Genomic DNA, 12,963 nt, shown 5'->3' on the forward strand with positions numbered 1-12,963 from the left:
AAAGACTATACCGCTTCAGGCATAATGCGGCCCGAAGCGGCATGCAACTTTTAGCGATCCGTCGGTATCGGTTTAACGCACAAACTGGCGCAACAGCATTCCGTTGCGCTCCACCTCAAGCCGCCAGGCGAGGCCGCGCCCCGCTTCCAGAATCGCAGTCAAATCACCGACGGTACGGATAGAATTTCCGTTTATGCTGCGAATGATATCACCGGCCCGCAAGCCGAGCCGTGCTGCCGGCGATCCGGAATAGATGTCGACGACCGCCACGCCCTGGCTGTCGCGCTTGAGACGCAGCTTCGCAGCCGTCGAAGGAGTGAGTTCAAGCACAGACGCTCCCGCAAAGGGATTGTCGCCTTCGATAACCTGCGGCGCAGTTTCCTTAACCTCAGGAGCCTTGGAGAGCTTTACCGGAATGGTCTGGTTCTTTCCGCTCCGCATGATTTCGACCGACACGGTGTTACCAATGCCAGCCGTCGACAGACGATAGCCAAGCACGTCCTGATTATCGACCCGGACGCCCTGAACGGAAAGAACCACGTCGCCAATTTTCAGTCCGGCGGCCTCAGCCGGTCCGCCCTTCGCGATCGCGGTAATCAAGGCGCCATACGGCTTCTCCATGCCGAGACCTTCGGCCAGATCGGCAGTTACTCCCTGGAAAGTGGCACCGATATAGGGCCGTTCGAAACTTTTGCTGCCGTTTCGTGCCGCTTCGACAACAGCGCGAACCATATTCGAAGGAATAGCAAAGCCGATACCTACCGAGCCGCCCGAACGCGAATAGATCGCCGTATTGATGCCGATCAGGCGTCCACGCATGTCGATCAACGCGCCGCCAGAGTTGCCGGGATTGATGGCTGCATCGGTCTGGATGAAGAAATCGAAATCGGAAATGCCAACCTGTGTGCGCGATTGGGCAGACACGATTCCGCTCGTCACGGTCTGGCCGACACCGAACGGATTGCCGATGGCCAGCACCAGATCGCCGACTTCGACATCATCGGAATTGCCAAGCCCCAGAACGGGAAACTTATCCTTGGCCTCGATTTTCAGAACGGCAAGGTCCGTGGTTTCATCGCGCAGAAGCAGCTTGCTTTCAAACTCACGGCCGTCCGACAAGGCGACCTTGATTTCATCGGCATCCTTGATGACATGGTTGTTCGTCACGACAATGCCCGAGCTGTCGACGATCACCCCGGAACCCAGCGATTGCTGGATGCGCGGTTTGCTTTCGCCGAACTGCCGCCCGAAAAACTGCTCGAAGAACGGATCACCTGCGAACGGAGAACGCGCTTGCACCTGACGCGCCGCATAGACATTCACCACGGCTGGCGTCGTTTCCTTCACAAGCGGAGCGAAGGACAACTGCATATCAGCCCGGTTGAGCGGTATCTGCTTCTGAGGGGTCGCGGGCGCTTCTTGCGCCATGGCGGACGGAACGGCCAGTCCAATGGAAGTCAGTATAAGGCCCAATACGCTTAAACGTCGCCAATTCATGCACATGCTCCGCACTTATCAAGCTCTGCCGCTTCCAGGAAGGATGCAAGACTCGGTGTTGAATGTAGTCAACTGAGGGCAAGGATAAAGGGCTACATTGTGACCTTGAAGCGTAAACCCGGCGATTTTCCCCAAACGGCCCGCACCGGCGCGACTGGAACATGACGGGAAAAAATAGAAAAGGGCCGCACAAGGCGGCCCTTTCCAGCAATCAGAAATCAGCGCAGATTACGCTGCGTCTGCTTCCGCAGCCTGTTCGGCTTCGACGCGGGCGCGGTCAGCCTTGCCCTTAGCATCGACGTCGCGTTCCACGAATTCGACAACTGCCAGAGGCGCATTGTCGCCAGCGCGGAAGCCGGCCTTCATGATGCGGATGTAGCCGCCGTTGCGGGTCGCATAGCGAGCAGCCAGCGTATCGAACAGCTTGGCGACGAGCTTGACGTCGCGAATAGCCGAGATAGCCTGACGGCGGGCATGCAGATCGCCGCGCTTGCCGAGCGTGACAAGCTTTTCAACGATCGGGCGAATTTCCTTCGCTTTTGGAAGCGTCGTCACAATCTGCTCGTGTTCGATCAGCGAAGCAGCCATGTTGGCGAACATCGCCTTGCGGTGCGAGGCAGTGCGGTTCAGCTTACGGTATCCGTTACCGTGACGCATGAGCCTTCTCCTTAATTAGTTCTAGCCGGATTGCCGGTCTTAATATTGGTCTTCGTAGCGCTTTGCGAGATCTTCGATGTTTTCCGGCGGCCAGGACGGGATTTCCATACCGAGATGGAGACCCATCGATGCCAGAACTTCCTTGATCTCGTTGAGCGACTTGCGGCCGAAATTCGGAGTCCGCAGCATCTCGGCTTCCGTCTTCTGGATCAGATCGCCGATGTAGACGATGTTGTCGTTCTTCAGGCAGTTTGCCGAACGGACAGACAGTTCGAGCTCGTCCACCTTCTTGAGTAGAGCCGGGTTGAAAGCCAGTTCCGCGACCTGTTCCTGCGGAGCTTCCTTCTGAGGCTCTTCGAAGTTGACGAAGATCGCCAGCTGATCCTGGAGAATACGAGCGGCATACGCCACCGCGTCTTCACCCGTGACCGAACCGTTGGTCTCGATGTTCAGCGTCAGCTTGTCATAATCGAGAACCTGACCTTCACGGGTGTTCTCGATCTTGTACGACACCTTGCGAACCGGGGAATACAGGCTGTCGACCGGGATAAGCCCGATCGGAGCGTCTTCCGCGCGGTTGCGGTCGGCAGGCACATAGCCCTTGCCGGTGTTGACGGTGAATTCCATGCGGATTTCAGCGCCTTCGTCCAGCGTGCAGATGACGTGATCCGGGTTGAGGATCTCGACATCGCCGACAGTCTGAATGTCGCCAGCCGTAACGACGCCTGGGCCTTCCTTACGGACGACCATGCGCTTCGGGCCCTCGCCTTCCATGCGGATGGCGATTTCCTTGACGTTCAGAACGATATCCGTAACGTCTTCGCGAACGCCCGGGATCGATGAGAATTCATGCAGAACGCCATCGATCTGAATGGCGGTCACGGCAGCGCCGCGAAGCGACGACAGAAGCACGCGACGCAGAGCATTGCCGAGCGTCAGACCGAAACCGCGTTCCAGCGGTTCAGCGACGACGGTTGCATGCGTGCGAGAGCCGTGGGTGATAAATTCCACCTTGTTCGGCTTGATCAGTTCCTGCCAGTTCTTCTGGATCATGTGAGTATCCCTCTATCAATCGTCGCTACCATCCTATCGTAGCGATCAAGTGAAGAAACCGCAGAGGAGCCCCGGATAAAATCCAGGGCTCTTACGGCATGTGAACGAGGATTAGACCCGGCGCTTCTTGCGCGGACGGCAACCGTTGTGCGGGATCGGCGTAACATCGCGGATCGACGTGATCACAAAGCCGGCAGCCTGAAGGGCGCGCAGCGCGGATTCACGGCCAGAGCCCGGTCCGCAAACCTCGACTTCGAGGGAGCGCATGCCGTGTTCCTGAGCCTTCTTGGCGCAGTCTTCAGCAGCGATCTGAGCGGCGAACGGGGTCGACTTACGCGAACCCTTGAAACCCTGAGCACCGGCAGACGACCAGGCAATCGCATTGCCCTGAGCATCCGTGATGGTGATCATGGTGTTGTTGAACGTCGAATTTACGTGGGCAACGCCCGACGAGATGTTTTTACGCTCGCGACGGCGAACGCGCGTGGCTTCCTTGGCCATGATAGTCCTTTCAATCGATCTCTACACCGCCGTAATTCCAGCGGCTACACCGGTCCTCAAGAAAGGACCAGCATCAAACCCAACCGGCGCACCGGAAAGGCTCGACGGAACATACGTCCCGTCGAAATTACTTCTTCTTGCCTGCGATTGCCTTCGCCGGACCCTTGCGGGTGCGTGCGTTGGTGTGCGTGCGCTGACCGCGAACCGGCAGCGAACGACGATGACGCAGACCGCGGTAGCAGCCCAGGTCCATCAGGCGCTTGATGTTCATCGAAACTTCACGACGCAGGTCACCTTCGACCTGGTAGTCAGCATCGATTGCTTCGCGGATCTGAAGGACTTCAGCATCCGACAGCTGGTTGACGCGACGATCGTCAGCAATGCCGACCTTCGTTACGATTTCCCGAGCAAATTTCGGTCCAATCCCGTGGATGTACTGAAGCGCAATAACAACGCGCTTGTTCGTCGGGATGTTGACGCCAGCGATACGTGCCACGTCTGTTCTCCTTGAGTTATAAAAATTCCCATCTGGCAGATGCGATCAACCAGACAGCATTAAACGACCGGTACCGGCCTCTTTCGATTTCCGCCGCTACCCGCCATTCAAAACCAGTTGAAGTGGCGCAGTCTTTGACGGAATCGCCCGAAAAAGTCAACTCTTAAACGTCCGCAAAGCCGTGAAACCCGGCCAACGGACGAATCAATCAACTTTTGGAAGCGATAAACGGGCAGAAAACGCTTCACGCTTTCCCTGCCCGTATTGGAACAAGGCTTCTTCAAGCCTTTTCAATTTTCACGCCGGAACGAGAATTCTCTCGATTTCGGCGGTAACTTCTTCAACCGGCGCCATGCCATTGATGACGCGCAGTTCGCCGGTTCCGGCATAATAGCTGGAAAGCGGCGCGGTCTTTTCGCGGTATTCCACGAGACGCTTGCGAAAAGCTTCCGGATTGTCGTCCGAACGGACCTGACCACCCTTGGCGATCGTCTCGGCCACGCGGCTCTCCATCCGCTTGACCAGAGCATTCTCGTCGACCTTCAGCTCGATCACTGCATCGAGCTTGAGGCCCTTCCCCGCCAACATGCTTCCCAGAGCCTGGGCTTGCGGCACCGTGCGCGGGTAGCCGTCAAGAATGAAGCCGTTCGCGCAATCAGGAGCATCGATACGCTCAGACACGATCTGGTTCACGATCTCGTCGGAAACCAGTTGCCCGGCATCCATCACGGCCTTGGCGCGCTTCCCGATCTCGCTCTGCTGGGCAACCGCTGCGCGCAGCATGTCGCCGGTCGAGAGCTGAGGAATTCCATGCTTCTTGGTAAGAAGTCCAGCCTGCGTCCCCTTACCTGCTCCGGGCGGCCCAAGAAGTATCAGTCTCATTTATTGCGTTTCCCACCTCTGAGTTTGGACTTCTTGATCAGCCCTTCGTACTGATGGGCGATCAGATGCCCCTGAATTTGCGCAACCGTATCGAGCGTCACGCTCACAACGATCAGCAACGAAGTGCCACCAAGATAGAACGGCACACCGGTTGCGGAAATCAGGAATTCCGGCAGGAGACAGACAAGCACGATATAGATGGCGCCGACAACAGTGATGCGTGTCAGCACATAGTCTATGTATTCGGCGGTACGCTCACCCGGACGAATGCCCGGAATAAAGCCGGAATGCTTCTTGAGCTGGTCAGCGGTGTCCTTGGGATTGAACACAATGGCCGTGTAGAAGAAGCAGAAGAATGCCATCAATGCAGCATAGAACAGCATGTAAAGCGGCTGACCATGACCAAGTGCATTGAGAATGGTGGTTGCCCAGGCAGGCATTTCCGTCGTATTGGCGAAGCCTGCGACAGTCGCAGGCAAAAGCAGCAGCGACGAGGCGAAAATCGGAGGAATGACGCCTGCGGTATTAAGCTTCAGCGGCAGATGCGACGTGTCGCCCTGGAACATGCGATTGCCGACCTGGCGCTTCGGATACTGGATCAGAAGGCGACGCTGCGCGCGTTCAACGAATACGATGACCGCGATCAGCACGATGGCAAGAATGATAACGCCCAGAATAAGGCCCGTCGACAGCGCGCCAGTACGGCCAAGTTCCAGCGTACCGGAAATTGCGTGCGGCAGGTTCGCCACGATGCCGGAGAAGATGATCAGCGAAATGCCGTTACCGATACCCCGCGCCGTGATCTGTTCACCAAGCCACATCAGGAACATCGTGCCGCCGACAAGTGTAATCACCGACGAAACGATGAAGAAAGGTCCGGGACTGGTGACGATGCCGTTACCGGATTGCAAACCGACCGAAATCGCGTAGGCCTGCACAAGCGCCAGAAGCACCGTGCCGTAACGCGTGTACTGATTGATGATCTTGCGGCCCGCCTCGCCTTCCTTCTTCAGCGCTTCAAGAGACGGAACGACCGACGTCATGAGCTGCACGATAATGGAGGCAGAGATATAGGGCATGATGCCGAGCGCGAAAATGGCCATACGGCCAACGGCGCCACCGGCGAACATGTTGAAGAGTCCGAGCACACCCTGGCTATGCTGCTGAAAAGCCTGCGCAAGCGCGTCAGGATTGATGCCGGGAAGCGGAATATAGGTGCCGAACCGGTATACGAGCAAAGCACCCAGCGTAAACCAGATGCGCTTCTTGAGTTCTTCTGCCTTCGAGAAAGCCGAAAAATTGAGATTGGAAACTAGCTGTTCAGCAGCCGATGCCATTAAATTTCTCCGGTGAAAAGTCTCCGGTCCTCCGCCCCCGTCAGCGCAATCTTTAGCGGTCGCGCCTCGAGACTAAAAAGACCCTACCCAGATATGCGCATTGGCATAAATGTGCAAGCGGCGGCACTAAGGCCGCCGCTTTTTATTTTTGTATCGAAGCCTTATTCGGCAGCGGCTTCAGGAAGCTTGATGCTACCGCCAGCCTTTTCGATCTTTTCGACCGCAGCCTTGGAAGCACCGGCTACCTCGAAGGCAACCTTTGCCTTCAGTTCGCCGTCCGAAAGGATGCGAACGCCGTCCTTGGCGCGGCGAATCACGCCGGCAGCCTTCAGCGAATCGAGGTTCACAACAGCCTTGGCGTCGAGCTTGCCTGCATCGATAGCAGCCTGAATGCGGCCGAGCGATACAACGTTGAAGCTCTTTGCGAAGATGTTGGTGAAGCCGCGCTTCGGCAGACGGCGGTAGATTGGCATCTGGCCGCCTTCGAAACCATTGATCGAAACGCCCGAACGGGATTTCTGACCCTTGACGCCGCGACCACCGGTCTTGCCGGTGCCCGAACCGATACCGCGACCAACACGCTTGCGCGCCTTGACCGAACCTGGCTTGTCACGCAGATCGTTGAGTTTCATATCTCTATCTCCTGCGCTATCACGCCTCGTCCACAACTCGAACGAGGTGTGGAAGCTTGGCGATCATGCCACGGACTGCCGGAGTATCTTCCAGCGTGCTGCGGCGGTGCATTTTGTTAAGACCCAGACCGATCAGCGTTGCACGCTGCTCGGCTGGACGACGGATTGGGCTTCCGATCTGCTCGACCGTAACCGTCTTGCCCTTCTTCTCAGCCATCACTCAAATCCCTTGTCTATGGCGTATCCGGAGGCCTGAACGGCCCCGGACGAACACAAACTATCGGCTATTCTTCCGAACCGACCACATCATGGCGGCGAGCCTGAAGGGTCGAGTACTTGATGCCGCGCTGTGCAGCGATGTCCTTCGGATGCATCTGATGCTTCAGAGCATCGAACGTCGCACGAACCATGTTGTAAGGGTTCGACGAACCGAGCGACTTGGCAACAACGTCCTGAACGCCGAGCGTTTCGAACACTGCACGCATCGGGCCACCGGCGATGATACCCTTACCGGCAGGAGCTGCGCGAAGCAGAACCTTGCCGGCGCCGTGACGGCCTTCAACATCGTGATGCAGCGTACGGCCCGAACGCAGCGGTACGAAGATCATGTCGCGCTTGGCAGCTTCCGTAGCCTTACGGATAGCTTCCGGCACTTCACGCGCCTTGCCATGACCAAAGCCTACGCGGCCCTTCTGGTCGCCAACGACGACGAGCGCAGCAAAACCGAAGCGACGGCCGCCCTTGACGACCTTGGCAACGCGGTTGATGTGAACGAGCTTATCGACGAATTCGCTGTCGCGCTCCTCACGGCCGCGATCTTCGCGGTTACGTTCTCTCTGTGCCATATCCTGATTTCCTTTTTCTTTTCCGGAAGCACAAAATGCTAATTAGAAGCTGAGGCCGCTTTCGCGAGCAGCTTCGGCGAGTGCCTTCACACGGCCGTGGTAGATGAATGCACCACGGTCGAACACTACGTCCTTGACGCCAGCCTTGACGGCGCGCTCAGCGACCAGTTTGCCAACGGCAGCGGCTGCTGCGGAGTCGGCACCGGTCTTGAGCTTGCCCTTGAGGTCGCCATCGAGGGTCGAAGCGGCCGCGAGCGTAACGCCGCGGACGTCGTCGATGATCTGGGCGTAGATGTTCTTGGAAGAACGATGCACGCTGAGACGCGGACGGCCATTGGCCACAGCCTTGACCTGGCGGCGTACACGAGCAGCGCGACGCTGCAAAGTTTCTTTTGGCGATGCCATGACGCGCTTCCCTTACTTCTTCTTGCCTTCTTTGCGGACGATCTTCTCGCCAGCATACTTGACACCCTTGCCCTTGTAAGGCTCGGGGCCGCGATATTCGCGGATCTCAGCCGCGACCTGACCGACCTGCTGCTTGTCGATGCCCGAAACGACGATTTCCGTCGGCTTGGGAACAGCAACAGTGATGCCAGCAGGCACGTCGTAGACCACTTCGTGGCTGAAGCCGAGCGAAAGCTGCAGGTTCTTGCCCTGCATGGCAGCGCGGTAACCGACGCCGCTGATTTCGAGCTTCTTTTCAAAGCCGTCCTTCACGCCAACAAAAATGTTGGAGATCATCGTGCGGGACATGCCCCACTTCGAACGAGCTTCCTTCGACTGGTCGCGCGGATCGACGCGGACAGCGCCTTCTTCCATCTTGACCAGAACTTCATCGTGCACGACGAAGGAAAGTTCACCCTTCGCGCCCTTTGCCTTGACGATCTGCCCATCAACACTGGCGGTCACGCCTGCCGGGACCGGCACGGGTTTTTTACCGATACGAGACATTTTGATACCTGTCTTTTATCTGTTCGCTGTCAGCCGCATCAGAAGATGCGGCAGAGCAGCTCACCACCAACGTTTTGTTCACGGGCTTCATGATCCGCCATCACGCCCTTCGGCGTGGAGAGGATCGAAATGCCAAGGCCGTTCGCGACCTGCGGGATCGACTTGACCGACACGTAAACGCGACGGCCAGGCTTCGACACGCGGGTGATCTCACGGATAACCGGAACACCTTCATAGTACTTCAGCTCGATTTCGATCTCGGCCTTGCCGTTCTCGAATTCGCTCTGCGTGTATCCGCGGATGTAACCTTCAGCCTGAAGGACATCGAGAACGCGGGCGCGCAGCTTGGAAGCCGGGGTCGAAACCTTCGTCTTCTTGCGGCCGACTGCGTTGCGGATACGGGTCAGCATATCGCCGAGAGGATCTGACACAGACATATGCTACTCCTTACCAGCTCGACTTGACGACGCCCGGAATCTGACCGAGCGAACCCAACTGACGCAGCGCAATACGCGACATCTTCAGTTTACGGTAATAACCACGCGGACGGCCCGAAACTTCGCAACGATTGCGAATACGGGTCTTCGACGAATTGCGCGGCAGTTCGGCAAGCCGGATAGTGGCGCGGAAGCGCTCCTCCAGCGGAAGGCCCTGATCCATAACGATCGCCTTCAGACGTGCACGCTTGCCAGCGTGACGCTTAACCAACTTTTCGCGGCGCTTGTTTTTTTCGACTGCGCTAGTCTTGGCCATATTAATATACCTCGCTACGCTTGCCGTTACTGCCGGAACGGGAAGTTGAATGCACGCAGAAGAGCGCGTGCTTCATCATCCGTCTTGGCGGTCGTGCAAACGATGATGTCCATGCCCCAGATCTGATCAACCTTATCGTAGTTGATTTCCGGAAACACGATGTGCTCCTTGATGCCCATGGCATAGTTGCCGCGGCCGTCAAAGCTCTTCGGATTCAGGCCGCGGAAGTCGCGGACGCGAGGAAGAGCGATCGTGACAAGACGATCAAGGAATTCGTACATGCGGTCCTGGCGAAGGGTAACCTTCGTGCCGATCGGCATGCCTTCACGCAACTTGAACGTTGCGATCGAGTTACGGGCGCGGGTCACGACGGCCTTCTGGCCGGCGATCTGGCTGAGGTCTTCAGCAGCAACCGCAGGCTTCTTGGAATCGCCAGTGGCTTCGCCAACGCCCATGTTGAGGACAACCTTGGTGATGCGCGGAATCTGCATCTCGTTGTCGTATTTGAATTCTTCAAGAAGAGCCTTACGAATGCTTTCATTGTAAAGCTTCTTGAAGCGGGGAAGTGCCTTAGCTTCAGCCATCGATCAGCGCTCCAGAACGTTTTGCGACACGAACCTTCTTGCCGTCCTCTACGCGGAAACCGACGCGGGTCGGCTTGCCGTCCTTGGGGTCAGCAATTGCCAGATTGGACAGGTGGATCGGCGCTTCCTTGGAGATAATGCCGGCTTCCTGGGTCTGGGTCTGACGCTGATGGCGCTTTACAATGTTGATACCGCGAACGAGCGCCTGCTCATCCTTCGGCATAACCTTGAGAACTTCGCCTTTACGGCCCTTGTCCTTACCGGACAGCACGACAACGCTGTCGCCTTTGCGAATCTTCTGCATCGTCTTGCTTCCTTACAGAACTTCCGGAGCCAGCGAGATGATCTTCATGTGGTTCTTTGCGCGAAGTTCGCGCGGAACCGGTCCGAAGATACGCGTGCCGATCGGCTCTTTCTTGTTATCGATGAGAACGGCTGCATTGTTATCGAAACGAATAACGCTGCCGTCCGGACGACGGATATCCTTGGCGGTGCGTACAACAACCGCCTTCATCACGTCACCCTTTTTGACGCGGCCGCGCGGAATAGCTTCCTTGATCGACACCACAATGATGTCGCCAACGGAAGCGTAACGCCGCTTCGAGCCGCCCAGCACCTTGATGCACATGACACGACGTGCGCCGGAATTATCCGCCACGTCGAGGTTTGTTTGCATCTGAATCATGACTGGCCGCCTTCTTTCCTCTCAGCTGGTTAAGGGCTCCTGCCCTACCTAAGCTGCGTGTTTATAATTTAGCCTGCTGCTTCGTTCGTCAGAACGACCCAGCGTTTGTCCTTCGAGATCGGAGCCGATTCCTGGATGGAAACGAAATCACCAACCTTGAACTGGTTGTTTTCGTCATGCGCCTTGTACTTCTTAGACTGACGCACGGTCTTCTGGAGGAGCGGGTGCGAATAGCGGCGCTCAACCTTGACCACAACAGTCTTGTCATTCTTGTCGCTGACGACAACGCCCTGCAGAACGCGTTTAGGCATTATATTCTTCCTTATGCCTTGCTTGCGGCCGCCTTCTGGCGGGCAATAGTCTTGATACGCGCGATGTCGCGGCGAACCTGCTTCACGCGCGCGGTTTTTTCGAGCTGGCCGGTGGCCTTCTGAAAGCGCAGGTTGAACTGCTCTTTCTTCAGGGTGCCCAGCTCGTCATTCAGTTGATCGAGGCTCTTCGCCCGAACGTCTGCGGCTTTCATAGTTGCCTCTCTCTTATTCAGCAATGCGCTGGATAAAGCGCGTCTTGATCGGCAACTTTGCGGCGCCGAGTCTGAGGGCTTCGCGTGCCACATCTTCGGGTACGCCGTCAAGCTCAAACATCACGCGACCTGGTGCCACACGGCATGCCCAGTAGTCAACCGAACCCTTACCTTTACCCATACGGACTTCGGTAGGCTTCGAAGTTACCGGCAGGTCAGGGAAGATGCGGATCCACACGCGACCGGCACGCTTCATGTGACGGGTGATCGCGCGGCGGGCCGCTTCGATCTGACGTGCAGTGACGCGTTCCGGCTCAACGGCCTTCAAACCGAATGCACCGAAATTCAGATCCGTGCCGCCTTTCGAGTTGCCGTGGATACGGCCCTTGAACTGCTTGCGGAACTTGGTGCGCTTAGGCTGCATCATTGTTCTCTACTCCAAATTTCTCGCCCGCGGCCCGCTTTTTAAGCGTTTTCGCGGCGGCGGTTCGACGAGGAACCCTGATTGTCACCCTCGACCGCACGACGCTCGGAAGCCATCGGATCATGCTCAAGGATTTCGCCCTTGAAGACCCAGACCTTCACGCCGCAGATACCATAAGCGGTCTTCGCTTCTGCCGTGCCGTAGTCAATATCGGCGCGCAGCGTATGAAGCGGAACGCGACCTTCACGGTACTGTTCGTCACGAGCAATTTCCGCACCGCCCAGACGACCCGAGCACTTGATACGGATACCTTCGGCGCCAAGACGCATTGCCGACTGCATGGAGCGCTTCATGGCGCGACGGAATGCCACACGGCGTTCCAGCTGCTGAGCGATCGACTGAGCGATCAGCGTCGCGTCGATTTCCGGCTTGCGAACTTCGACGATGTTGAGCGACGTATCGGCCTTGGTCATGTCGGAAAGCTTCTTGCGGAGCTTTTCGATGTCTGCACCCTTCTTGCCGATGATGATGCCCGGACGCGCCGAGTAAATCGTCACGCGGCACTTCTTGTGCGGACGCTCGATCACGATCTTGGAGATCGCAGCCTGCTTGAGTTCCTCGGTGAGGAATTCGCGGATCTTGACATCCTCATGCAGCAGCTTGCCGTACTCACCGGTATTTGCGTACCAACGCGAATCCCAGGTGCGGTTGATGCCGAGACGAAGACCAATCGGATTAATCTTCTGACCCATTATGCGGCCTCCCCTTTTTCCGCGACTTCGCGGACAACAATGGTGAGATGCGAAAACGGCTTCTCGATCCGGCTTGCACGGCCACGTCCGCGGACGTGGAAGCGCTTCATGACGATCGACTTGCCAACATAAGCTTCGGCGACGATCAGAGCATCGACGTCGAGGTCATGGTTGTTTTCAGCGTTCGCAATTGCGGACTGAAGCGTCTTCTTCACCGTATCGGCGATCCGCTTGCGCGAGAACGTCAGATCGGCAAGTGCCGCATTCACCTTCTTGCCGCGGATCATGCTCGCAACAAGGTTCAGCTTCTGCGGGCTGACGCGCAGCGTGCGGGCAACAGCTTGCGCTTCGTTGTCCTTGAGCTGACGGGGAGCTTTAGCCTTGCCCATCG

General features: G+C 57.2%; 22 protein-coding genes. All 22 read right to left on the bottom strand.

Features of this window, described 5'->3' with window-relative positions; all coding sequences use genetic code 11:
• Positions 1-72: 72 nt before the first annotated feature.
• The gene (locus J9800_RS07570; protein WP_114215246.1) at positions 73-1,497 is read right to left on the bottom strand and encodes a DegQ family serine endoprotease; all 1,425 of its coding nucleotides are present in this window, start codon (positions 1,495-1,497) and stop codon (positions 73-75) included.
• A 228-nt stretch (positions 1,498-1,725) separates the two neighbouring features.
• Positions 1,726-2,154 carry a 50S ribosomal protein L17 gene (gene rplQ, locus J9800_RS07575; protein WP_006467000.1) on the bottom strand — a complete coding sequence of 143 codons (429 nt, stop codon included), beginning with the start codon at positions 2,152-2,154 and terminating at the stop codon, positions 1,726-1,728.
• A 39-nt stretch (positions 2,155-2,193) separates the two neighbouring features.
• A complete protein-coding gene (locus J9800_RS07580; protein ID WP_112591577.1) occupies positions 2,194-3,207 on the bottom strand; it encodes a DNA-directed RNA polymerase subunit alpha in 1,014 nt (337 codons plus the stop codon).
• 111 nt (positions 3,208-3,318) lie between these two features.
• Positions 3,319-3,708: a 30S ribosomal protein S11 gene (gene rpsK, locus J9800_RS07585; RefSeq protein ID WP_002964339.1), complete on the bottom strand. Its 390-nt coding sequence runs from the start codon at positions 3,706-3,708 to the stop codon at positions 3,319-3,321.
• 127 nt (positions 3,709-3,835) lie between these two features.
• Complete coding sequence (gene rpsM, locus J9800_RS07590; protein WP_006467002.1) at positions 3,836-4,204, bottom strand: 30S ribosomal protein S13; 369 nt, start codon at positions 4,202-4,204, stop codon at positions 3,836-3,838.
• A 297-nt stretch (positions 4,205-4,501) separates the two neighbouring features.
• The gene (locus J9800_RS07595) at positions 4,502-5,086 is read right to left on the bottom strand and encodes an adenylate kinase (protein WP_112591575.1); all 585 of its coding nucleotides are present in this window, start codon (positions 5,084-5,086) and stop codon (positions 4,502-4,504) included.
• Positions 5,083-6,423: a preprotein translocase subunit SecY gene (gene secY / locus J9800_RS07600; protein ID WP_112591573.1), complete on the bottom strand. Its 1,341-nt coding sequence runs from the start codon at positions 6,421-6,423 to the stop codon at positions 5,083-5,085. Before secY ends, J9800_RS07595 begins: the two co-directional genes overlap by 4 nt.
• 161 nt (positions 6,424-6,584) lie before the next feature.
• A complete protein-coding gene (rplO, locus tag J9800_RS07605) occupies positions 6,585-7,055 on the bottom strand; it encodes a 50S ribosomal protein L15 (protein ID WP_002964343.1) in 471 nt (156 codons plus the stop codon).
• A gap of 19 nt (positions 7,056-7,074) precedes the next feature.
• Entirely contained in the window at positions 7,075-7,272 is a 198-nt protein-coding gene (gene rpmD, locus J9800_RS07610; protein WP_002967737.1) for a 50S ribosomal protein L30, read from the bottom strand.
• Positions 7,273-7,339: 67 nt separating this feature from the next.
• Positions 7,340-7,900, bottom strand: a complete 561-nt coding sequence (gene rpsE, locus J9800_RS07615) for a 30S ribosomal protein S5 (RefSeq protein WP_006467009.1) — start codon at positions 7,898-7,900, stop codon at positions 7,340-7,342.
• Between the two features lie 42 nt (positions 7,901-7,942).
• Positions 7,943-8,305 carry a 50S ribosomal protein L18 gene (rplR, locus tag J9800_RS07620; protein ID WP_006467011.1) on the bottom strand — a complete coding sequence of 121 codons (363 nt, stop codon included), beginning with the start codon at positions 8,303-8,305 and terminating at the stop codon, positions 7,943-7,945.
• Positions 8,306-8,317: 12 nt separating this feature from the next.
• Entirely contained in the window at positions 8,318-8,851 is a 534-nt protein-coding gene (gene rplF / locus J9800_RS07625) for a 50S ribosomal protein L6 (protein WP_112591571.1), read from the bottom strand.
• A gap of 38 nt (positions 8,852-8,889) precedes the next feature.
• Entirely contained in the window at positions 8,890-9,288 is a 399-nt protein-coding gene (gene rpsH, locus J9800_RS07630; RefSeq protein ID WP_004683921.1) for a 30S ribosomal protein S8, read from the bottom strand.
• 10 nt (positions 9,289-9,298) lie between these two features.
• Positions 9,299-9,604 (bottom strand): 30S ribosomal protein S14, encoded by a 306-nt coding sequence (gene rpsN / locus J9800_RS07635; protein ID WP_112591569.1) that lies wholly within the window; start codon positions 9,602-9,604, stop codon positions 9,299-9,301.
• Positions 9,605-9,630: 26 nt separating this feature from the next.
• Positions 9,631-10,188: a 50S ribosomal protein L5 gene (rplE, locus tag J9800_RS07640; RefSeq protein ID WP_112591567.1), complete on the bottom strand. Its 558-nt coding sequence runs from the start codon at positions 10,186-10,188 to the stop codon at positions 9,631-9,633.
• Complete coding sequence (rplX, locus tag J9800_RS07645; RefSeq protein ID WP_006467020.1) at positions 10,181-10,492, bottom strand: 50S ribosomal protein L24; 312 nt, start codon at positions 10,490-10,492, stop codon at positions 10,181-10,183. The genes rplE and rplX overlap by 8 nt, the downstream gene beginning before the upstream one ends.
• A gap of 12 nt (positions 10,493-10,504) precedes the next feature.
• Positions 10,505-10,873 carry a 50S ribosomal protein L14 gene (rplN, locus tag J9800_RS07650; protein ID WP_004683923.1) on the bottom strand — a complete coding sequence of 123 codons (369 nt, stop codon included), beginning with the start codon at positions 10,871-10,873 and terminating at the stop codon, positions 10,505-10,507.
• A gap of 68 nt (positions 10,874-10,941) precedes the next feature.
• On the bottom strand, positions 10,942-11,184 hold the full coding sequence (gene rpsQ, locus J9800_RS07655) for a 30S ribosomal protein S17 (protein WP_006467021.1): 243 nt from the start codon (positions 11,182-11,184) through the stop codon (positions 10,942-10,944).
• Positions 11,185-11,195: 11 nt separating this feature from the next.
• Positions 11,196-11,396, bottom strand: a complete 201-nt coding sequence (gene rpmC, locus J9800_RS07660) for a 50S ribosomal protein L29 (protein WP_006467022.1) — start codon at positions 11,394-11,396, stop codon at positions 11,196-11,198.
• A gap of 13 nt (positions 11,397-11,409) precedes the next feature.
• A complete protein-coding gene (gene rplP, locus J9800_RS07665) occupies positions 11,410-11,823 on the bottom strand; it encodes a 50S ribosomal protein L16 (protein ID WP_006467023.1) in 414 nt (137 codons plus the stop codon).
• Positions 11,824-11,861: 38 nt separating this feature from the next.
• Positions 11,862-12,572 carry a 30S ribosomal protein S3 gene (gene rpsC / locus J9800_RS07670; RefSeq protein WP_112591565.1) on the bottom strand — a complete coding sequence of 237 codons (711 nt, stop codon included), beginning with the start codon at positions 12,570-12,572 and terminating at the stop codon, positions 11,862-11,864.
• Positions 12,572-12,961 (bottom strand): 50S ribosomal protein L22, encoded by a 390-nt coding sequence (gene rplV, locus J9800_RS07675; protein ID WP_006467025.1) that lies wholly within the window; start codon positions 12,959-12,961, stop codon positions 12,572-12,574. Before rplV ends, rpsC begins: the two co-directional genes overlap by 1 nt.
• Positions 12,962-12,963: the final 2 nt, after the last annotated feature.

It is taken from the genome of Ochrobactrum sp. AP1BH01-1, from assembly GCF_018066705.1.
In the GTDB taxonomy this organism is placed as follows: Bacteria; Pseudomonadota; Alphaproteobacteria; order Rhizobiales; family Rhizobiaceae; genus Brucella.

Bases quoted from the DNA above. Each gene is read 5' to 3' on its own strand.
- rpsN (WP_112591569.1), bottom strand. From the start codon at position 9,604: ATGGCCAAGACTAGCGCAGTCGAAAAAAACAAGCGCCGCGAAAAGTTG.
- rplR (WP_006467011.1), bottom strand. From the start codon at position 8,305: ATGGCATCGCCAAAAGAAACTTTGCAGCGTCGCGCTGCTCGTGTACGC.
- rpsE (WP_006467009.1), bottom strand. From the start codon at position 7,900: ATGGCACAGAGAGAACGTAACCGCGAAGATCGCGGCCGTGAGGAGCGC.
- J9800_RS07580 (WP_112591577.1), bottom strand. From the start codon at position 3,207: ATGATCCAGAAGAACTGGCAGGAACTGATCAAGCCGAACAAGGTGGAA.
- rpsH (WP_004683921.1), bottom strand. From the start codon at position 9,288: ATGTCTGTGTCAGATCCTCTCGGCGATATGCTGACCCGTATCCGCAAC.
- rplN (WP_004683923.1), bottom strand. From the start codon at position 10,873: ATGATTCAGATGCAAACAAACCTCGACGTGGCGGATAATTCCGGCGCA.
- rpmC (WP_006467022.1), bottom strand. From the start codon at position 11,396: ATGAAAGCCGCAGACGTTCGGGCGAAGAGCCTCGATCAACTGAATGAC.
- rplE (WP_112591567.1), bottom strand. From the start codon at position 10,188: ATGGCTGAAGCTAAGGCACTTCCCCGCTTCAAGAAGCTTTACAATGAA.
- rplX (WP_006467020.1), bottom strand. From the start codon at position 10,492: ATGCAGAAGATTCGCAAAGGCGACAGCGTTGTCGTGCTGTCCGGTAAG.
- rplO (WP_002964343.1), bottom strand. From the start codon at position 7,055: ATGAAACTCAACGATCTGCGTGACAAGCCAGGTTCGGTCAAGGCGCGC.
- rpsK (WP_002964339.1), bottom strand. From the start codon at position 3,708: ATGGCCAAGGAAGCCACGCGCGTTCGCCGTCGCGAGCGTAAAAACATC.
- rplF (WP_112591571.1), bottom strand. From the start codon at position 8,851: ATGTCTCGTATCGGTAAAAAACCCGTGCCGGTCCCGGCAGGCGTGACC.
- rplV (WP_006467025.1), bottom strand. From the start codon at position 12,961: ATGGGCAAGGCTAAAGCTCCCCGTCAGCTCAAGGACAACGAAGCGCAA.
- rplQ (WP_006467000.1), bottom strand. From the start codon at position 2,154: ATGCGTCACGGTAACGGATACCGTAAGCTGAACCGCACTGCCTCGCAC.
- J9800_RS07570 (WP_114215246.1), bottom strand. From the start codon at position 1,497: ATGAATTGGCGACGTTTAAGCGTATTGGGCCTTATACTGACTTCCATT.
- rpmD (WP_002967737.1), bottom strand. From the start codon at position 7,272: ATGGCTGAGAAGAAGGGCAAGACGGTTACGGTCGAGCAGATCGGAAGC.
- rpsQ (WP_006467021.1), bottom strand. From the start codon at position 11,184: ATGCCTAAACGCGTTCTGCAGGGCGTTGTCGTCAGCGACAAGAATGAC.
- rpsC (WP_112591565.1), bottom strand. From the start codon at position 12,572: ATGGGTCAGAAGATTAATCCGATTGGTCTTCGTCTCGGCATCAACCGC.
- J9800_RS07595 (WP_112591575.1), bottom strand. From the start codon at position 5,086: ATGAGACTGATACTTCTTGGGCCGCCCGGAGCAGGTAAGGGGACGCAG.
- rplP (WP_006467023.1), bottom strand. From the start codon at position 11,823: ATGATGCAGCCTAAGCGCACCAAGTTCCGCAAGCAGTTCAAGGGCCGT.
- secY (WP_112591573.1), bottom strand. From the start codon at position 6,423: ATGGCATCGGCTGCTGAACAGCTAGTTTCCAATCTCAATTTTTCGGCT.